The following is a 17,519-nucleotide window of genomic DNA, read 5'->3' on the forward strand; positions in this document are numbered from 1 at the left end:
CCTCAGCGATCGGCCCGCACCAGGGTGCTCTTGCCGAACAGGCTCTCCAGCAGGTCCACCACCAGCTCGGCCGTCTGGTTGCGCACATCCAGCGCGGGATTGAGCTCCACCAGATCCATCGAGCCCAGGCGTCCGGTGTCCGCCAGCATCTCCATGCACAGCTGGGCCTCGCGGTAGCTGGGGCCGCCGCGCACGGGGGTGCCGGTGCCGGGCGCGATGTCGGGATCGAGATAGTCCACGTCGAAGCTCAGGTGCAGGTGGGTGTCGCTGCCTTCCAGGTCTTCCAGCGCGCGGCGCATGACCTCGCGCATGCCCAGTTCGTCGATGGCGCGCATGTCATAGACCTCCACGCCCAGCGAATGCAGCAGGCGCTTTTCCTGGTCATCCACGCTGCGCAGGCCGATCTGGCACAGCGAGGCGGCTGCCAGCGCCGGATCGCCGCCCTGGGACAGCGCGGTCAGCGCCGCGGGCCCCAGGCCGCACAGGCTGGCCACGGGCATGCCGTGCAGGTTGCCGCTGGGTGAGATATCGGGCGTGTTGCAGTCGGCGTGGGCATCGAGCCAGATCACGCGCAGCGCGCGGCCCCGTCGGCGGCAGTGGGTGGCCACGGCGCTGATCGAGCCCATGGCCAGGCTGTGGTCGCCGCCCAGCATCAGCGGCAGCTCGCCGTCGTCCAGCGCCTGGCCCACGGCCTGGTGCACGGCGTCCATCCAGGCGCGGGCCGGCGCGAGGTGACGCAGCCCCTGCTCGGGCGGTGTCTGCGGATTGGGCGGGCCTGCCAGATTGCCGATGTCGCTCACCTGGCAGCCCAGCTGGCGCAGCGCCGGGCCCAGGCCGGCCACGCGCAGTGCGTCCGGCCCCATGGCGCTGCCCAGGCGGCTGGCGCCGATGTCGGTGGGCACGCCGATGAGTCTCAGGGCGTGTGCGGTATTCGTGGCCTTGTTCGTGCGGGTGGTCATGCTCATGGGGCCCATGGTATGCAACTGCCGTGTCAGCCAAAGCCGCGTTCTGCCTGCCCTGCCTCGCGCACCAGCCGGTACAGATCGCGCGGGTCGGCCAGCGCGGGCACCAGGTCGATCGACTGCATCAGTCCGGTGTCGCGGGCCAGGGCCCGCAGCCAGCGCAGCGCCGAATAGTCCTCCAGCGCAAAGCCCACGGAGTCGAACAGCGTGATCTCCGTGTCATGGCCGCGGCCCGGCGCCTGGCCGTTGATGACCTGCCACAGCTCGGTCACGGGCGTGTAGGCGGGCAACTGCTGCAACTCGCCTTCCACGCGCGTCTGCGGCGTGAACTCCACGAAGATGCGTGCGCGCCGCAGCAGTGCCAGGGGCAGTTCGGTCTTGCCGGGGCAATCGCCGCCGACGGCGTTGATGTGGGTGCCCGGGCGCACATCGGCATCGGCGATCACGCAGGCACGGTGCTTGGCGGCCGTCACCGTGGTCACGATGTCGGCGCCCTCCAGGGCCTCGGCGCTGCTGGCGCAGCAGGTGATGCGCTGGGCCGCGATGCCCGCATGGCCCAGGTTGTCCACCAGCTTGCGCATGGCCTGGACATCGATGTCGAAGATGCGCAGCCGTTCCACGCCCAGCAGGTGGGTGAAGGCCAGGGCCTGGAATTCGGACTGCGATCCTGCGCCGATCAGCGCCATGCTGCGGCAGCCCGGCCGCGCCAGCCGGCGTGCGGCCAGCGCCGAGGTGGCGGCGGTACGCAGCGCCGTGGCCAGCGTCAGGTCGGACAGGAAGACCGGCAGGCCCGTGGCCACGTCGGCCAGGGCGCCGAAGGCCATCACCGTGGGCAGGTCCCGGTCGGCGTTGTCCGGGTGGCCGTTGACGTACTTGAAGGCGTAGTCGAGCGCATCGGACACGGGCATGAGTTCGATCACGCCGCCCGGCGAATGGTGGGCGATGCGGGCCGATTTCTCGAAATCGGGCCAGCGCGCGAAGTCTTGCTCGATGGCATCGGCCAGACCGGCCAGGCAGGCGGCAACGCCGACCTGCGCCACCAGGCGTGCGGCCTGCGTGGCGCCAAGGAAATCCGTGTGGACGGGCATGGTTCGAGGCTTCATGGTGCTCTCCCTGGCGGTTGCTTCCACTGTAGGCCCGGGCCCAAGCGCAGGCAAGCGGGTTTCGGCTGGCGCCTGCGCGGGGAATCGCGGTGCGCGTATGCTCGGCACCCTAGCTATGAACCAACTGCATCTGTTTCTGCCCTGCGCCGCCGGCGTCGAGGGATTTCTGGCCGACGAGGTCCACGCGATCACCGGCCTGAGCGGCCACGACCTCATGGTGGGCCGTGGCGGCGTGATGGTGCGCGGCCTGTGGCGCGACGCCCTGCTGCTGAACCTGCACAGCCGGCTGGCCCAGCGCGTGCTGGTGCAGCTGTCGCAGACCCTGTACCGCAACGAGAACGACCTGTACCGCGCCGCCAGCGAAGTGGCCTGGGAGATCTGGTTCTCCCCGCGCGAGAGCTTCAAGATCGAGGTCACGGCCCAGCACAGCCCGCTGACCAGCCTCAACTTCGCGGCGCTGCGCGTCAAGGACGCCATTGCCGACCGCTTCCGCGACAGGAAGGGCGTGCGCCCCGACGTGGAAACGCGCCACCCCGACGTGCGCGTGCACCTGCACCTGACCACGGACGAGGCCACCATCTACATCGACACCTCGGGCGAGGCGCTGTTCAAGCGCGGCTGGCGCGAGGACAAGGGCGATGCGCCGCTCAAGGAAACCCTGGCCGCGGCCATGATCGCCGCCACGGGCTGGGACCCGCACGGCGACGATCCCCAGCCGCTGTACGACCCCTGCTGCGGCAGCGGCACGGTGCTGATCGAGGCCGCGCAGATTGCCCGGCGCATTCCGGCCGGCATCCTGCGGCGCTTTGCGTTCGAGAAGCTGGTGCCCTTCCAGAGGCATGTGTGGGAAGCCATGCTGGACGAGGCCGAGGCCGCGATCCTGCCCGACAGCCCCGTGGCCATCTATGGCTCCGACGTGTCCCACCGCATGGTGGACTTTGCCCAGCGCAACGCCGAGCGTGCGGGCGTGGGCCAGACCGTGCAACTGCGCGGCGGCGACGCGCTGCAGCGCATGCCGCCCTGCGAGCAGCCCGGCCTGATGCTGCTGAACCCGCCCTATGGCGAGCGCATTGCCGCAGCCGGCTCGGCCGGCCGCAGCGCTGGCGAGCGCATGGAAGTGGTCGAGCGCGCGGGCCGCGAGACGGCACAGACCGAGGACGGAGTGGAATTCTTCAGCCAGCTGGCCACCCACTGGAAGAAGAACTACAGCGGCTGGAGCGCCTGGATGCTCACGCCCGACCTCAAGCTGCCCGGCAAGATGCGCCTGAAGGAGGCGCGCCGCACGCCCATGTGGAACGGCCCCATCGAGTGCCGGCTGTTCCGCTTCGACATGGTCCGTGGCGCAGTCAAGCCCAGAAAGGCCGCCGAAGGCCCGGCAGAGGGCGCCGCACCATGAAGATCGTGCTGCGCTGGCCGCAGTGCAACGATGGCTACCAGGGGCCCCTGCCCCGGCCCGTGGTGCTCGATACCAATGTGGTCCTTGACATGCTGATCTTCGACGATCCGCATGTCCCCCCCATCCGCGAACTGGTGGAGCAGGGACAGATGCGCTGGATCGCCGACCAGGCCCAGCGCCTCGAACTCGAACGCGTGCTGCACTACAGCCAGATCGCGCCGCGCGTGGCCTTCTACGGCAAGACGGCCGAAGGCGTGCTCTCGGCCTTCGACGGAGCCGTCGAATACGTGGCCGATGCGCCGCGCATCCGCTTTGCCTGCACCGACCCCGACGACCAGCATTTCCTGGACCTGGCCAGCCAGCACCAGGCGCTGCTGATCAGCAAGGACAAGGCCGTGCTCAAGCTGCGCAAGCGCGTGGCGGGCCTGGGCGCCACCGTGGGCAACATCCTGCTGGCTGAACAGGAAGAGGCGCTGGCCGCCTGAAGCCCGCCGTCGCTGTGGTGCGGCAACCACCCAGGCCAGGCCGGGGTACCGACACAGGCGCGCCCGCCTTGCCGGCTTTCTCCTAAACTGGCGGCCATGCAGCAGGCGCAAGCCCTTCTGCCAGGAGGACGGCCTCCCCCGCACCGGGACATGCATGCGCCGGGACGACCCGGCTCCACAAGGAGTTTTCCATGGCATGGGTCTATCTGTTGGTGGCGGGGCTGCTCGAAGTGGTCTGGGCGTTTTCGATGAAGCAATCGCACGGCTTCACGCGGCTGGTGCCCAGCGCCATCACCATCGTCACCATGATCGCCAGCTTCGGCCTGCTGGCCGTGGCCATGCGCAGCCTGCCGCTGGGCACGGCCTACACGATCTGGACCGGCATCGGCGCCGTGGGCGCCTTCCTGGTCGGCATCACGGTCCTGGGCGAGCAGGTCAGCGCCATGCGCATCGGCGCGGCCGTGCTCATCGTCTCGGGCCTGGTGCTGATGAAGCTGTCTTCGGACTGAGCGGGCGGCCGTTCAGCGACCCGTGCCCAGCTCCAGCGTCAGCCGCAGCATGTCGCGGTGCTGCACGCCGCGCTCCCACAGCTGGGTGGTGTAGTGCCTGAGGAAGAAATCCCTGTCTATGCCCGTCACGCGAAAACCCGCGCGCTGGTAGAAGACCAGCTGGTCGCCGAAGCTGCCCGTGCCGACCTCGATGCGGGGAGCATCTTGCGAGCGCGCCCAGGCAATGGCCCGGCGCAGCAGGGCGGTGCCCAGGCCCCTGTGGTGCAGCGATTCCGCGACCGCGATGTTCATCAGCTCCCAGGCGGGAGGGGCCGATGCCTCGTCGCCGCTGGCGCGCAGCGGCACCAGCACGCACATGCCCAATACCTCGCCGCGCCCGCCGGGACGCGGCGGCTGGCCTTCGCGCTGGAAGGACTCGCGCGCGGCAAAACAGGTGGAGCCCGCCAGATAGCCGCGCACCTTCTCCCGCGACGGATCCGCCGACAGCAGCAGCGGCCACGGCGCCTCGGCCGGGTTCAGCGGCTCTATGTGCCAGGGTGCGAGGGAAACGGAAGGCGCGGTCATAAGCCTGAATCATCCCATGCCTGACATTGGGACGCAGTTGGGCGCCTCCGCGGAATCTTGACGTGCGCTTGCAACTGTGCATTTGCACGCGTGGATCTAGTGGTTTATACTTAGACCTAGGGTAAACGCTTAGAGGGTTTTCCCGGCATTCGCGGCAGTTGAGATGCATGCCGCCAGTGATTGTTGAGCGTCTCAGTAAGGAAGTTCACCATGCGCCAAGCAATCTATTCCCTGATCGATTTCATCCAGCAAGCCCGCAACGCCGAGCTCGAAATCGCCAACCAGTAATCCGGTTGGAGGCAGGTGCGCCCTGAAGCGCGCCCACCGATGCGATCGCCCCATTGCCGATGATGGCCTTGGGGCTTTTGTGTTTCTGGGCGCAGGGCTGCCCTGTAGCCCTGGCTACAGGCCCAGCACCAGCCTGCCGCTCCTGGCGCGCGAGCAGCAGCTCATCATCTTGGTGCAGGCCGCGCGCTCGCCGCGCGTGAGCACCATGTCGCGGTGGTCCACCTCGCCTGCGAGCACGGGCACTTCGCAGGACCCGCACAGCCCTTCCCGGCAGTCGCTTTGCACTTCGATCTTCGCGCTGCGCAGGGCGTCCAGCAGCGTCTGGTCGTTGCGCACCTGCAGCACGAGGCCCGAGGCGCGCAGTTCCACCTCGAAGCCCTGCTCCCTGGCAGGGTCCAGCGCCCCCACGGTGGAGACGAAATGCTCCACGCGCAGGCTGTCCTCGGGCCAGTGGCGGCTGGCGGCCTCCAGGCCGTCCAGCAGGCGCGCCGGTCCGCAGGCATGGATGCGGGCTCCGGCGCGCGGCGTGGCCAGCAGGGCGGCGTAGTCGGCGCGCCGGCCTTCCTCCGCCACGTACAGATGCAGACTGGCGCCGTGCTCGGCCTGCAGCGGCGCCAGCAGCGCCATGGCCGCGCGGCGCCGGCCGCTGTAGTGGATTTCATAGGACAGGCCCAGCGCCCTGGCGCGCCGTGCCATGGCCGAGATGGGCGTGATGCCGATGCCCCCGGCCACCAGGATCAGGTGGCTGGCGCCTTCATCCAGCGGGAAATGGTTGCGCGGGCCACGCACCTGTACTTTGGCGCCGCGGTGCAGATGCTCGTGCACCCAGGCCGAGCCGCCACGGCCGTTGGCTTCGCGCAGCACGGCAATCTCGTAGCTGCCGGTGTCCTGCGGGTCGCCGCACAGCGAGTATTGGCGTGACAGGCCCGTGTCGCCGCATTGCAGGTCGATGTGCGAGCCCGGCGTCCAGCGCGGCAGGGCGTGTCCGTCGGCGGCCTTCAGGCGCAGGCGCAGCACGCCTTCGGCGGCGGCCTCGGCCTCGGCCACGACCATGGGCCGGCTGGCGCCGCCCTGCAGGGCTTCGCCGATGCGCACGGGCTGGCGCGCCTGCAGCAGGGCGGGACGGGCGCGCTCGGGGTTGAGGGCCGGGTCCCACTCCACCCACAGGTGCTCGGGGCCCCGGAACGAGGTGTTGGGCACGTAGGTGAACCGCTGCTCGGCCAGCCGCATGTGGGGCAGGCGGCGCGTGAACTCCTCCAGGAAAATCTGCATCTCCATGCGCGCCAGGTTCTTGCCCATGCACTGGTGCGAGCCATAGCCGAAGGTCAGGTGGTCGCCGGCGTTGTCGCGGTGGATGTCGAAGAAGTCGGCATCGGCGAAATGCCGCTCGTCGTGGTTGGCCGACGAGGTCACGATGAGCAGCTTCGAGCCCGCCGGCACGGCCACGCCGCCGATCACCACGTCGCGCGTGGCCAGGCGCCGCCAGGCGGCCACCGAGCCGTTGTGGCGCAGGCATTCCTCCACGGCATTGGGGATCAGCGCTGGGTTCTCGCAGATCTGCTTCCAGGCGCCGGGATGCTGCAGCAGCAGCTTGACGGCGTTGGCCGTGGCATTGGCCGTGGTCTCGTGCGCGGCCACGATGCCGGCCATCATCATGGAGTGCAGGTAGGAGTCGGTGACGACCTCGGGAAGCTCCTTTTGCTTGCGTATGCCGTATTGCATCCAGCCCGGCGCATCGGGGTTCTCGCGCATCTTGGCCAGCACCTTGCCGGCCAGCTGCCAGAAGTTGCCCACCGCATGGGCCACGGCCACCTGCTGCTCGGGCCGGGGCCGGCCCCAGGTGTTGACGGTGTGGGCGATGGAGTACTCGCGCAGCCGGTCCATGTCCTCCTCGGGCACGCCGAGAAAGTGCAGGGCCACGGTCAGCGGCACCTCCCACAGCATCTGGTCCACGAGGTCGGCACGGCCGTCGTCGATGAAGCGGTCCACATAGGCGCGCGCCAGCTCGCGCACCATGGGCTCGTGGTGGCGCAGCTCCTCGGGCGTGAACGGGTCCATCAGCGCGCGGCGGCGCGGCATGTGGGCGGGCTCGTCCTCGTTGACCAGGGTGCGGTTCAGCGCGAAGCCGTAGGAGGCCAGCACGGCATTGGCCTCCTCGCCCGTGGGCGTGATCTTCTCCAGCGCGATCGAGGGACTGAAGGCGATGTTGTCGCGGAACACCGCCTTGATGTCGTCGAAGCGCGTGACCACCCAGTAGCCCAGTTGCGGGCTGTAGAACACCGGCTCCTGCTCGCGCGCCCAGCGCACGTATTCGGGCGGGTCCTGCTGGTAGCCGTCGCTGAACGGGTCGAAGGCCGCGGCACCCGCGCTGACGGGGCAGCCCGTGGGGCCGGTCTGGCCGCTGGGCTGGCGGTGGTCGAAGGGGCAGCGCGCGGAGGCTGGCGCAGAGGTGGACGGGGCGGCGTTGGAGGCGGCGGAGGCAGTCATGGCAGGTTCGCAGGCAGGCAGGCGCGGAGGGTCAATCCAAAGTGATGTTCTGGTCGCGGATCAATTGGTGCCAGCGCGCGCTTTCGCTGGCCAGCAGCGCGGCGAACTGCTCGGGCGTGTTGCCCACGGGCTCCACGCCGAAATCCACGAGCTTCTGGCGCACGGCGGGCTCGTTGATCGCGGCCACGACCTGCCTGTGCAGGGCCGCGATGACCGGGGCCGGGGTCCTGGCGGGTGCCACCAGTCCCACCAGGGCGGCGGCCTGCACCTTGGGCAGGCCCAGTTCGGCGAATGTGGGCACGTCGGGCAACTGGGGCAGGCGCGTGGCGTTGGCCACGGCCAGCGGGCGGACCTTGCCGCCCTTGATGAAGCCTGCGCCCGCGGCCAGGTCCACCATCATCACGGGCACCTGGCCGCCGGCCACGTCGCCCAGCGCCGGCGCCGCGCCCTTGTAGGGTGCGTGCACCAGCTTCAGGCCGGCCTCCACCCTGAGCAGTTCCATGGCCAGGTGGTGCGGACTGCCGGCGCCGGCCGAGGCGTAGTTCACGCCGTCCTTGCCGGTACGCGCCTGGGCCAGGAAGTCTTTGGCCGTGGCCGCTGCCATGCCGGGGCCGGCCACCAGGATCATCGGGAAGCGGCCCATCAGCGTGACCGGCGCGAGGTCCCTGGCGGGGTTGTAGCTCAGGCTCTTGTAGAGCACGGGATTGAAGACCAGGGTGCCGTTGTCGGCCGACAGCACGGTGTAGCCATCGGCGGCGGCACGCGCGGTTTCCGAGGCGCCTATGGCCGTGTTGCCGCCCGGGCGGTTGTCCACCACGATGGGCTGGTGCACCTGGCCGCCCCAGGCCTGGCCTATGGTGCGGGCCAGGAAGTCCGAGCCGCCGCCGGCCGCGTAGGGAACGATCCAGCGCACGTTCCTGCTGGGGAATCCGTCCTGGGCCAGCGCGCCGGGCAGGGCGGTGGCCGATAGCAGGCCTGCGGCCAGTGTGGTGAGGAAAAGGCGCTTGTGCATGGGGCTTGTCTCCGGTGAGGCCTGGGTGGAATCCATGGAATCTTGTTTTGCGTAATTTTTCTACGCATTGCGTAAAAACACCGCCCGGGATTACCCGCAAGCTGCGGCACAATGCCCCGCCAGCCCTTAAAACAGGCCTTTCCAGACCCGCCCTGCCGCCATGACTTCCACTGTTGCCTCCGAGATTGACGAGCCCGCGCCGCCGCGCGAAAGGCGCCAGCGCGTGCAGGCCGCCGAGACCTGCCTGGCCGTGCTCAAGGCGCTGGCCACGCTGGGCGGACGCGCCAGCCTCACGGCCATCGCGGGCGCGGTGGAGGAAAGCCCGGCCAAGGTCCACCGCTATCTGGCCAGCCTGATGGCCGAGGGGCTGGTGGAGCAGGACCGTGGCGGCACGCAGTACGCGCTGGCGGCCGAGGCCATGCGCGTGGGCCTGGCCGCCATGCGGCAGTCCGACCCCATCCGCCTGGCCGAGCCGGCCCTATTGCACCTGCGCGAGGCCCTGCAGGTCACCAGCTTCGTGGCCGTGATGGGCAACCTGGGGCCGACCATCGTGCGCTTCGAGGAGCCGGGCCTGCCGGTCACCGTCAATGTGCGCGTGGGCTCGGTGATGTCGCTGCTGTGGTCGGCCACGGGGCGCGCCTTCTTCGCCTTCATGGACGACGATGCCCGCGTGGATGCGCTGCTGGCCCGGGAGCTGGCCGAGGCGCCGGCCGCGCGGCGCGCGCTGCTCGATGGCGCGGACCCGCTGGGCACGCTGCGCCGCGAGATCCGCGCTGCGGGCTGCGCCTCGGTGCGCGACGTCAACCTGCCGGGCATCAGCGCCGTGGCGGCGCCGCTGCACGACTACACGGGCCATGTGGTGGGCGTGCTGTGCGCGCTGGGCGCCAGCGGCGGCTTCGACCCGGACCCGCAGGGCGCGGTGGCCCGGGCCCTGCGCGCCGAAGCGGCGCGCGTCAGCGCCTCGCTGGGCCATCTGCCCGGCTGAAGGCCGGCTGAGGCCCGGCTGAGGCCTGCAGCCCGCTGACGCTACGGCGTCACCAGCGTGTAGGCCATGCGCACGCGCTGCATGTCGCGGCCCAGGCGGCGGCTTTCGGGCAGGCGGCGCACCCAGGCCAGCTGTTTCACGGTGCGCGCCATCAGGGCGCGGGTCTCGGGTTCCATGGACTGCACGAAGTCCCGCCAGGCCGTGCGCGCGGCCGGCATGGCGCCGGCCTGCTCCAGTATCCAGGCCGTGGAGTGGGCGTAGCACAGGGCATCGCGCACGCGGCACAGCGCCAGGGGCAGGTGGGCAGCGGGGTCGTCCTCGAAGTCGATGAAGCCGATCACGCCATCGGCACAGCAGACCATGTTGCGCGCAAAGGCCTGGCTCAGGCAGTCGCCGCTGCCATGCACCTGCTGCAGGGTCTGCAGGCCCTGCAGCCACAGCGCCAGCGTGCTGCCATCGCTCCGGGGCAGGGCGGCTTCCATGGCATTGCCCAGCGAGGGCGCCTCCACGCCGGGGCTGCCCAGGTGGCGCATGGCAAAGCCGTCCTCGCACTCGGCCAGCACGGCAGGCACGCGCAGGCCGCGTTGCGCGAGCTGGCGCAGGCGGCGTACCTCGGTGCGGATGGCTTCGTGGCCGCCCGGATTGGGCACGGGCCGCAGCACGGGCAGGCGCAGGCACAAGGCGAGCAGGGCCAGCGCGCGATAGCGCCATGCCGGGTTGCTGGCGCCCGCGCGCTTGACCCAGATGGTTTCGTCTTCCCGGTCATAGCGCTGGATGCTCAGGGGCTGGCTCAGCACATGGGCGCGCAAAAAGGCGTCGTAGTCTGGCGGCTCGGGAGGCGGGACGGCGGAGGACGGTTCGGACACGGCAGGCTCTGGAAAGTGAGTGGCTGGCGCGCAACGCCAGCCTGATGCGGCAATTGTGCCGTGCCAGGACTTGCCGCTTGCGCCGGCCGGCGGTGGCGCCAGGGTTTGCACTGCGGCAAGGCCGGTGGATTTGCCGCCCGGCAGCCGGAAAATTGAGACAATCGTTTCATCTTTAGCAGTGCCGAAAACCATTCATGAACACAGAAGACAGTGGCAAGCTGGTGGCCGCCCTGGTGCGCGGCATCTCCGTGCTCCAGTGCTTTTCCAACAAGCACCAGGAACTCAGCGCCCGTGAACTGATGGACATGACGGGCCTGCCCAAGCCCACGCTGTTCCGCCTGATCGACACCCTGTGCGAACTGAACCTGATGCGCTACTCGGACCGCCTGTCCAAGTACGTGCCGGGCGTGGGGCTGCTGAACCTGTCCTCGCCCGTGCTGGCGCGCATGCACATGCGCCAGTTCGCGCGGCCGCACATGCAGGAGCTGGCCAACCACCTGGAAGGCCAGATCCAGCTGGCCGTGGGGCATGGCCGCCAGCTGTGCCTGGTGGAGCTGGCCAACGGCCTGACCAACAAGGTCTTCCTGCCCGAGATCGGCGTGCACATCTCGCTGTCGCGCACCGCCACGGGCCGCGCCTACCTGCTGAGCCTGCCCGAGGCCGAGCGCGAGGCCTTCATCGCGGAACTGCAGGCCGACGATCCCGCGCGCGCCCAGCAACTGCGCGAGCGGCTCGACGATGCGCGGCGCGACCTGGCCGAGCACGGCTTTTGCCGCAGTCATGGCGACCTGCACCGCGAGATCCAGTCCATCGCCGTGCCCATGACTACGGCCCAGGACGGCGAGTACTGGGTGTTCTCGGTGTCGCTGCCCATCTACAGCCCGCAGAGCCGCGCGCTGGAAAGCGATGCCGGGCCGCGCCTGATCACGCTGGTGCGCCTGGTCGAAGGCATGCTGGGCGCCTCCAGCCTCTCGTGAGTCAGCGGGCGCTGCGCCAGACTTCCTGCACGCGGCCTGCGCTCACCTTCTCCAGCACGCTGGCGGTGTCGGAGCCTGCGGCATTTGCAGGACCCGGTGCATAGGCCTGGCCGTCAAAGCGCGGCGCGGGGCTGGCCTGCAGGGCGCCGCCTTCGGGCTGCAGATAGACGCCACGCGCCTGCAGGTGCGGGTGGCTGGCGGCTTCCACAGGGCTGAGCACGGCGCCGAAGCAGGCATCGCTGCCCTCCAGCAATTGCTGCCAGTGCGCGCGGGGCCGGGAGGCGAACAGCGTCTGCAGCTGCGCGCGCCGCGCGGGCCAGGCGGCGCGGTCCCACTGGGGGCCCTGGAACGCTGCGGCACCGGCCAGGCCCAGCCTGTCCAGCAGCAGGGCGTGGAACTGCGGCTCGATGGCGCCCACGGTGATGAAGCCGCCATCGGCACAGGCATAGGTTTCGTAGAACGGCGCACTGTCGTGGATGCTGTGGCCGCGCTCGTCGGCCACCAGCCCGCGCTGGCGCGCATGCAGCATGAGGTTGAGCATGTGCGCCGCACCATCGACGATGGCCGCATCCACCACGGTGCCGCGACCCGTGGCGCGTGCCTGCACGATGCCGGCCAGCAGCCCCGTCATCAGGTACATGGCGCCGCCGCCGATGTCGCCCAGCGTGGCAAAGGGCGAGACCGGCCGGGCATCGGCCGGCGAGCATCCCCACAGCGCGCCCGAGACGGCCGCATAGTTGTTGTCGTGGCCGGCTGCCCGGGCCAGCGGGCCGTCCTGGCCCCAGCCCGTCATGCGGCCATAGACCAGGCGCGGGTTGAGGGCCTGGCAGGCCTCGGGTCCCAGGCCCAGGCGCTCCATGGTGCCGGGCCGCATGCCCTCGATCAGCGCATCGGCATCGCGCACCAGGGCCAGCACCAGGTCACGCCCTTCGGGCGACTTGAGATCGGCGAACACCGAGCGCTTGCCGCGCGACAGCGCGGAGGCGGCTGAGGTGGCTGCGGGTTCCGCCTCGGGCCGCACGATGGACACCACATCGGCCCCCAGGTCCGCCAGATGCATGGCGCAGAACGGCCCCGGGCCGATGCCGCCAATCTCCAGCACGCGCACGCTGTCCAGCACCTTCATGGCGTCTCCGTCGAAATCGGGTCAGTCGAGTTGCAGCTGGCGGCTGGTGATCAGCGCGCCCCAGCTCTTGCGGTCGTTGTCCACCAGCTGGGTGAACTGCGCCTGCGGCATGCCGCCGGGGCGACCGCCCAGCTCGCGGTAGCGGCGCGCCACCTCGGGGTCCCGGAGCACGGCGACAAGGCCGTCGGTGAGCTTGCGCACCACGGCGGGCGGCGTCTGCGCGGGCAGGAAGAAACCCATCCAGCCGACCTTGTCGAAGTCCTGCAGGCCCAGTTCGGTGGTGGTGGGCACGTTGGGCAGCTCGGGCTCGCGCTGCGCGCCCGTCACGGCGATGGGATGCAGCTTGCCCGCCTTGATATGCACCAGCGATGCCGTGAGGTTGTCGAACATGAACTGCGTCTCTCCCGACACGATGGCCGCCGTGGCCGGTGCCGAGCCGCGGTAGGGCACATGCACCACGTCCACGCCCGTGCGCTCGCGCAGCAGCTCGCCCATCAGGTGCGTGGTCTGGCCCACGCCGGCCGATGAGAACGACAGCTTGCCCGGCGCCTGCCGCGCGGCCTTGAGCAGATCCTCCAGCGAGCGCACCGGCGATGCCTGCGGCACGACCAGCACGTTGGAGAACGAGATCATGTCCGTCAGCGCCACGAAGTCCTCGGGCCGGTAGGGCAGCTTCTTGTAGGCCGTGTAGTTGATGGCGTTGGAGCCCGTGTTGCCCACCAGCACCGTATAGCCGTCCGGCTGCGCGCGTGCCACCTGGCTGGCTCCTATGGAGCCGCCCGCGCCCGGCTTGTTGTCCACGATGACGGGCTGGCCCAGCCGCTCGGCCAGCTTTTGCGCCAGCAGTCGCGCGGGAATATCGGTCGAGCCGCCCGCCGCGCCTGGCACGACCAGGGTGATGGGCCGCGTGGGCCAGGCGTCGGCTGCAATGGCGGCCGTGGCGCACAGCCATGCGGCAGCGGCCAGCGTAAGGCGTTTGAACATGGTGTCTCCTCTGTGCGCCTTGGGTTTGGCGAGGCGCGGAAAGCGCTCAGCGAGGACTCATGCGGATGGCACCGTCCAGGCGGATGGTTTCTCCGTTGAGCATGGGGTTCTCCAGGATGTGCAGAGCCGTCATCGCGTACTCGGGCGGCTGGCCCAGGCGTGCGGGGTGGGGCACGGACGCGGCCAGCGACTGGCGGATGTTCTCGGGCAGTTTGGCCAGGATGGGCGTATCGAACAGGCCCGGCGCGATGGTGCACACGCGGATCATCCTGGTGGCCAGGTCGCGCGCCGCCACCAGGGTCATGCCGATGATGCCGGCCTTGGCCGAGGCATAGGGGATCTGGCCGATCTGCCCTTCGTAGCCTGCCACCGAGGCCGTCAGCACGCAGGCGCCGCGCTCGCCGTCCACCACCTCGTTGCGCGCCATGCTGGCCGCGGCCAAGCGCAGCGTGTTGAAGGTGCCGATCAGGTTGACGCGCACGATGTTCGTATATTTGTCCAGCGAGCCCGGGCTGCCGTCCTTCTCCACCAGCCGCAGCGGCCCGCCCACGCCCGCGCAGTGCACCAGGGCGCGGAATTCGCCGAAGTCCTCGGCGGCGGCAATGGCGGCAGCCATCTGGTCGGCGTCGGCCACGTCGGCCTTCACGAAGCGCAGGCGGCTGCCGTGGCGCTGGCGGGCGGCGTCCACCATGGCCGCGCCGCGCTCCTCGTTCAGGTCCACCACCACCACGTTCAGGCCGCGTTCCAGCAGCGCCTGTGCCGATGCCTCGCCCAGGCCCGATACGCCGCCCGTCACCAGGGCCGTCATGTTCTCTTGCAGCTGCATGGATGTGTCTCCCGTGCCTGGCTCACAGGCGTTCGATGATGGTGGCGTTGGCCATGCCGCCGGCCTCGCACATGGATTGCAGGCCATAGCGCGCGCCGCTGTCCTCCAGCGCGTGCAGCATGGTGGTCATCAGGCGGATGCCCGAGGCCCCCAGCGGATGGCCCAGGGCGATGGCGCCGCCGCGCGGGTTCAGGCGCTCGGGGTCGGCGCCCAGTTCCCTCAGCTCTTTCAGCCAGGCCAGGGGCACGGAGGCAAAGGCCTCGTTGATCTCGCAGTGGTCCATCTGCTCCAGCCGCATGCCGGCCTTGGCCAGCACGCGCCGCGTGGCGGGAATGGGGGCCGTGAGCATGTACAGCGGATCGTCGCCCACCACGTCCAGCGCCACGAAGCGTGCACGCGGGCGCAGGCCCAGTTGCTGGGCGCGCTTCTCGCTCATCAGCAGCATGGCGCTGGCGCCGTCGGTCATCTGCGAGGCATTGCCCGCCGTGGTGTGCCAGCGGATCTGCGGAAAGCGCGCCGACAGCTCGTCGTTCTGGAACACGGCCTTGAGCGCGCCCAGCTTCTGCGCCGTGGTGCCCGGGCGGATGGTCTCGTCGGCCGTGACGCGGCCGGCAGGCGTGGTGATGCCCACGATCTCGCGCTCGAAACGCCCGGCCGACTGGGCCGCATGGGCGCGCTGGTGCGAGCGCGCGGCATAGGCATCCAGTTCCTCGCGGCCCAGGCCCCAGCGCGCGGCCACGAGGTCGGCCGACACGCCCTGGCCCACCAGCCCCGGCGCAAAGCGCGCATCGAAGCGTGCGCCCGTGGTGTTCTGCCCCATGCGCGAGCTGCCCATGGGCACGCGGCTCATGGACTCCACGCCGCAGGCGATCACCATGTCCTGCGTGCCCGACATGATGGCCTGCACGGCAAAGTGCACCGCCTGCTGGCTGGAGCCGCACTTGCGGTCGATGGTGGTGGATGGCACATGGGCCGGCAGGCCCGCAGCCAGCCAGGCCAGGCGGCCCGGCGTGCCGGCCTGCTCTCCGGCCTGGCTCACGCAGCCGGTGATCACATCGTCCACCGCGCCGGGGTCGATGCGGTTGCGCTGCACGAGCTGCTCCAGCACCTGGCTGAGCAGATCGACGGGATGGAGCTGGGCCAGGGCGCCATCGGGCTTGGCCCGGGCCATGGGACTGCGGATGGCATCGACGATGACGGGTGTGTTCATGTGGATTTAATGAGACTGGAGGTTCATGAAATGAATGATAAGTCTCGAAATTTGCATTGAACAAAGCGTTTTCCCGGATGAAAAACCGCGCGCAAACAAAAATACTTGCTGAAAACCCGATGAATTCGAGACGTCGGATTCAAAAAAGCAAAGGAGACAGGCGTGCATGACTTTCACAGCTGGGCCGATGCCCGGCCCGACCGCGTTGCGCTGACCATGGGCGACAGCGGCCAGCAGCACACGGCGGGCGCGCTGGCGCAGCGCTCGCGCGAGGTGGCGCAGTGGATGGCCGGGCAGGGCCTGGCGGCCGGCGACACGGTGGCCGTGCTGATGGAAAACCGCGTGGAGATCCTGGAGCTGGTGCTGGCCGCGCGCCTGGCGGGCCTGTACGCGGTGGTCATCAGCACCCACCTGACGGCGCCCGAGGTGGCCTACATCCTGGGCGACAGCGGGGCACGCCATGTCTTTGCCTCGGCCGCCACGGCGGCGCAACTGCCGGCCGCACTGGCGGCCACCGTGCATTCGGTGGACGGGGACTGCGCATCCACGGGCCTGCCGTCGCTGGCCGATGCCCTGGCCGCCTGGCGTGCGCAGGCGCCCGCGCCCATCGACCTGTCGGGCCGTCCGCTGGGACGCGACCTGCTGTACTCCTCCGGCACCACGGGCCGGCCCAAGGGCATCAAGAAGGCACTGCCGGCGGCGCTCTACCGCACGCAGGCCGATCCCGAATTCCTGGCCTGGCAGCGCAACATGGGCTTTGATGCCGACGCGGTCTACCTCTCGCCCGCGCCGCTGTACCACGCAGCACCGCTGCGCTACTGCCTGCGCACGCTGGATGGCGGCGGCGCGGTGGTGATCACGGCGCGCTTCGACGCCCAGCAGGCGCTGGCGATGATCGAGCGCTACCGCATCACCCACAGCCAGTGGGTGCCGACCATGCTGGGCCGCCTGCTGCAGCTGCCCGAGGAGGTGCGGCACGGCTACGACCTGTCCAGCCACCGCTGCGCCATCCATGCGGCCGCACCCTGCCCGGTGGCCGTCAAGCAGGCGCTGCTGGACTGGTGGGGCGACATCCTGCTGGAGTACTACGCAGGCTCCGAAGGCTGCGGCATCACCCTGATCAACTCCGCCGAATGGCGCCGGCGTCCAGGCTCCGTGGGCCGCGCCAGCTACGGGCGGCTGCGCATCGTGGGCGACGACGGGCAGGAGCTGCCTGCGGGCCAGATCGGCCGCGTGTTCTTCTCGGACGTGGCGCCCTTTGCCTACCTCAACGACCCCGCCAAGACCCGCGAGGCCATCGACGAGCGCGGCTGGGCCACCTATGGCGACCTGGGCCATGTGGACGAGGAGGGCTACCTGTTCCTCAGCGACCGGCGGGCCGACCTCATCCTGTCGGGCGGCGTCAACCTCTATCCGCAGGAGATAGAGAACGCGCTGGCCACGCACCCGGCCGTGCAGGAGGTGGCCGTGGTCGGCGTGCCCGAGCCCGACTTCGGTGAGCAGCCCATGGCCGTGGTCGTGCTGCGCCAGGGCCATGCGGCCAGTGCCGAGATGGCGCGCGCCATCGTCGCCGAGGCCGGCGCCACGCTGTCGCGCCTCAAGCGCCCGCAGCGCCTGCAGTTCGTGGACGAGCTGCCGCGCCTGCCCACGGGCAAGCTGCTGCGCCGCGTGCTCAAGGACAGGCTGCGCGAGCAGCCCTACGCGGGCTTCAACCTGCGCAGCGCCTGAACGGCCCTTCA

General features: G+C 70.0%; 16 protein-coding genes. 6 read left to right on the plus strand and 10 right to left on the minus strand.

Going from position 1 to position 17,519, the window contains the following annotated elements:
• Positions 1-2: 2 nt before the first annotated feature.
• Together rocF and A9976_RS21490 are read right to left on the minus strand one after the other, a co-directional pair.
• Entirely contained in the window at positions 3-974 is a 972-nt protein-coding gene (gene rocF / locus A9976_RS21485; protein WP_183020688.1) for an arginase, read from the minus strand.
• A gap of 17 nt (positions 975-991) precedes the next feature.
• A complete protein-coding gene (locus tag A9976_RS21490) occupies positions 992-2,065 on the minus strand; it encodes an ornithine cyclodeaminase (protein ID WP_183020689.1) in 1,074 nt (357 codons plus the stop codon).
• A gap of 115 nt (positions 2,066-2,180) precedes the next feature.
• Here A9976_RS21490 and A9976_RS21495 point away from each other — a divergent pair, with 115 nt between their 5' ends.
• The 3 genes from A9976_RS21495 (at position 2,181) to sugE (ending at position 4,455) form a co-directional block, all read left to right on the plus strand.
• Positions 2,181-3,461: a class I SAM-dependent RNA methyltransferase gene (locus A9976_RS21495; protein ID WP_183020690.1), complete on the plus strand. Its 1,281-nt coding sequence runs from the start codon at positions 2,181-2,183 to the stop codon at positions 3,459-3,461.
• The gene (locus tag A9976_RS21500; protein WP_183020691.1) at positions 3,458-3,946 is read left to right on the plus strand and encodes a putative toxin-antitoxin system toxin component, PIN family; all 489 of its coding nucleotides are present in this window, start codon (positions 3,458-3,460) and stop codon (positions 3,944-3,946) included. Before A9976_RS21495 ends, A9976_RS21500 begins: the two co-directional genes overlap by 4 nt.
• Positions 3,947-4,137: 191 nt before the next feature.
• Positions 4,138-4,455, plus strand: a complete 318-nt coding sequence (gene sugE, locus A9976_RS21505; protein WP_012202617.1) for a quaternary ammonium compound efflux SMR transporter SugE — start codon at positions 4,138-4,140, stop codon at positions 4,453-4,455.
• A 12-nt stretch (positions 4,456-4,467) separates the two neighbouring features.
• On the opposite strand, the gene A9976_RS21510 is transcribed toward sugE, so the two are convergent.
• The 3 genes from A9976_RS21510 to A9976_RS21520 form a co-directional block, all read right to left on the minus strand.
• On the minus strand, positions 4,468-5,019 hold the full coding sequence (locus tag A9976_RS21510; protein ID WP_183020692.1) for an N-acetyltransferase: 552 nt from the start codon (positions 5,017-5,019) through the stop codon (positions 4,468-4,470).
• Positions 5,020-5,421: 402 nt separating this feature from the next.
• On the minus strand, positions 5,422-7,794 hold the full coding sequence (locus A9976_RS21515; protein ID WP_183020693.1) for a cytochrome P450/oxidoreductase: 2,373 nt from the start codon (positions 7,792-7,794) through the stop codon (positions 5,422-5,424).
• 31 nt (positions 7,795-7,825) lie between these two features.
• Positions 7,826-8,806 (minus strand): tripartite tricarboxylate transporter substrate binding protein, encoded by a 981-nt coding sequence (locus tag A9976_RS21520; RefSeq protein WP_183020694.1) that lies wholly within the window; start codon positions 8,804-8,806, stop codon positions 7,826-7,828.
• A 160-nt stretch (positions 8,807-8,966) separates the two neighbouring features.
• On the opposite strand from A9976_RS21520, the gene A9976_RS21525 reads away from it, so the two are divergent.
• A complete protein-coding gene (locus A9976_RS21525; RefSeq protein ID WP_013804735.1) occupies positions 8,967-9,791 on the plus strand; it encodes an IclR family transcriptional regulator in 825 nt (274 codons plus the stop codon).
• 41 nt (positions 9,792-9,832) lie between these two features.
• On the opposite strand, the gene A9976_RS21530 is transcribed toward A9976_RS21525, so the two are convergent.
• Positions 9,833-10,657 (minus strand): hypothetical protein, encoded by an 825-nt coding sequence (locus A9976_RS21530; protein ID WP_180288354.1) that lies wholly within the window; start codon positions 10,655-10,657, stop codon positions 9,833-9,835.
• Between the two features lie 194 nt (positions 10,658-10,851).
• Between A9976_RS21530 and A9976_RS21535 the strand changes: the two genes are divergently transcribed.
• A complete protein-coding gene (locus A9976_RS21535; protein WP_183020695.1) occupies positions 10,852-11,634 on the plus strand; it encodes an IclR family transcriptional regulator in 783 nt (260 codons plus the stop codon).
• A gap of 1 nt (position 11,635) precedes the next feature.
• Here A9976_RS21535 and A9976_RS21540 read toward each other — a convergent pair whose 3' ends face one another.
• Genes A9976_RS21540 through A9976_RS21555 form a run of 4 tightly spaced genes read right to left on the minus strand, consistent with a single transcriptional unit; the run spans position 11,636 to position 15,780 of the window.
• Positions 11,636-12,760 carry a CaiB/BaiF CoA-transferase family protein gene (locus A9976_RS21540; protein ID WP_183020696.1) on the minus strand — a complete coding sequence of 375 codons (1,125 nt, stop codon included), beginning with the start codon at positions 12,758-12,760 and terminating at the stop codon, positions 11,636-11,638.
• 21 nt (positions 12,761-12,781) lie between these two features.
• On the minus strand, positions 12,782-13,744 hold the full coding sequence (locus A9976_RS21545) for a tripartite tricarboxylate transporter substrate binding protein (RefSeq protein WP_183020697.1): 963 nt from the start codon (positions 13,742-13,744) through the stop codon (positions 12,782-12,784).
• Between the two features lie 46 nt (positions 13,745-13,790).
• Positions 13,791-14,570, minus strand: coding sequence for an SDR family NAD(P)-dependent oxidoreductase (locus A9976_RS21550; RefSeq protein WP_183020698.1), 780 nt, complete (start codon positions 14,568-14,570; stop codon positions 13,791-13,793).
• Between the two features lie 22 nt (positions 14,571-14,592).
• Positions 14,593-15,780: a thiolase family protein gene (locus A9976_RS21555; RefSeq protein WP_183020699.1), complete on the minus strand. Its 1,188-nt coding sequence runs from the start codon at positions 15,778-15,780 to the stop codon at positions 14,593-14,595.
• Between the two features lie 162 nt (positions 15,781-15,942).
• On the opposite strand from A9976_RS21555, the gene A9976_RS21560 reads away from it, so the two are divergent.
• Positions 15,943-17,508, plus strand: a complete 1,566-nt coding sequence (locus A9976_RS21560) for an AMP-binding protein (RefSeq protein ID WP_183020700.1) — start codon at positions 15,943-15,945, stop codon at positions 17,506-17,508.
• Positions 17,509-17,519 lie beyond the last annotated feature (11 nt).

The sequence above is a fragment of the Delftia sp. UME58 genome (assembly GCF_014170385.1).
In the GTDB taxonomy this organism is placed as follows: domain Bacteria; phylum Pseudomonadota; class Gammaproteobacteria; order Burkholderiales; family Burkholderiaceae_C; genus Comamonas; species Comamonas acidovorans.

Coding starts and splice junctions, on each gene's coding strand:
- A9976_RS21500 (WP_183020691.1), top strand. CDS start 3,458: ATGAAGATCGTGCTGCGCTGGCCGCAGTGCAACGATGGCTACCAGGGG.
- A9976_RS21510 (WP_183020692.1), bottom strand. CDS start 5,019: ATGACCGCGCCTTCCGTTTCCCTCGCACCCTGGCACATAGAGCCGCTG.
- rocF (WP_183020688.1), bottom strand. CDS start 974: ATGGGCCCCATGAGCATGACCACCCGCACGAACAAGGCCACGAATACC.
- A9976_RS21540 (WP_183020696.1), bottom strand. CDS start 12,760: ATGAAGGTGCTGGACAGCGTGCGCGTGCTGGAGATTGGCGGCATCGGC.
- A9976_RS21515 (WP_183020693.1), bottom strand. CDS start 7,794: ATGACTGCCTCCGCCGCCTCCAACGCCGCCCCGTCCACCTCTGCGCCA.
- A9976_RS21555 (WP_183020699.1), bottom strand. CDS start 15,780: ATGAACACACCCGTCATCGTCGATGCCATCCGCAGTCCCATGGCCCGG.
- A9976_RS21520 (WP_183020694.1), bottom strand. CDS start 8,806: ATGCACAAGCGCCTTTTCCTCACCACACTGGCCGCAGGCCTGCTATCG.
- A9976_RS21495 (WP_183020690.1), top strand. CDS start 2,181: ATGAACCAACTGCATCTGTTTCTGCCCTGCGCCGCCGGCGTCGAGGGA.
- A9976_RS21535 (WP_183020695.1), top strand. CDS start 10,852: ATGAACACAGAAGACAGTGGCAAGCTGGTGGCCGCCCTGGTGCGCGGC.
- sugE (WP_012202617.1), top strand. CDS start 4,138: ATGGCATGGGTCTATCTGTTGGTGGCGGGGCTGCTCGAAGTGGTCTGG.
- A9976_RS21490 (WP_183020689.1), bottom strand. CDS start 2,065: ATGAAGCCTCGAACCATGCCCGTCCACACGGATTTCCTTGGCGCCACG.
- A9976_RS21545 (WP_183020697.1), bottom strand. CDS start 13,744: ATGTTCAAACGCCTTACGCTGGCCGCTGCCGCATGGCTGTGCGCCACG.
- A9976_RS21550 (WP_183020698.1), bottom strand. CDS start 14,570: ATGCAGCTGCAAGAGAACATGACGGCCCTGGTGACGGGCGGCGTATCG.
- A9976_RS21525 (WP_013804735.1), top strand. CDS start 8,967: ATGACTTCCACTGTTGCCTCCGAGATTGACGAGCCCGCGCCGCCGCGC.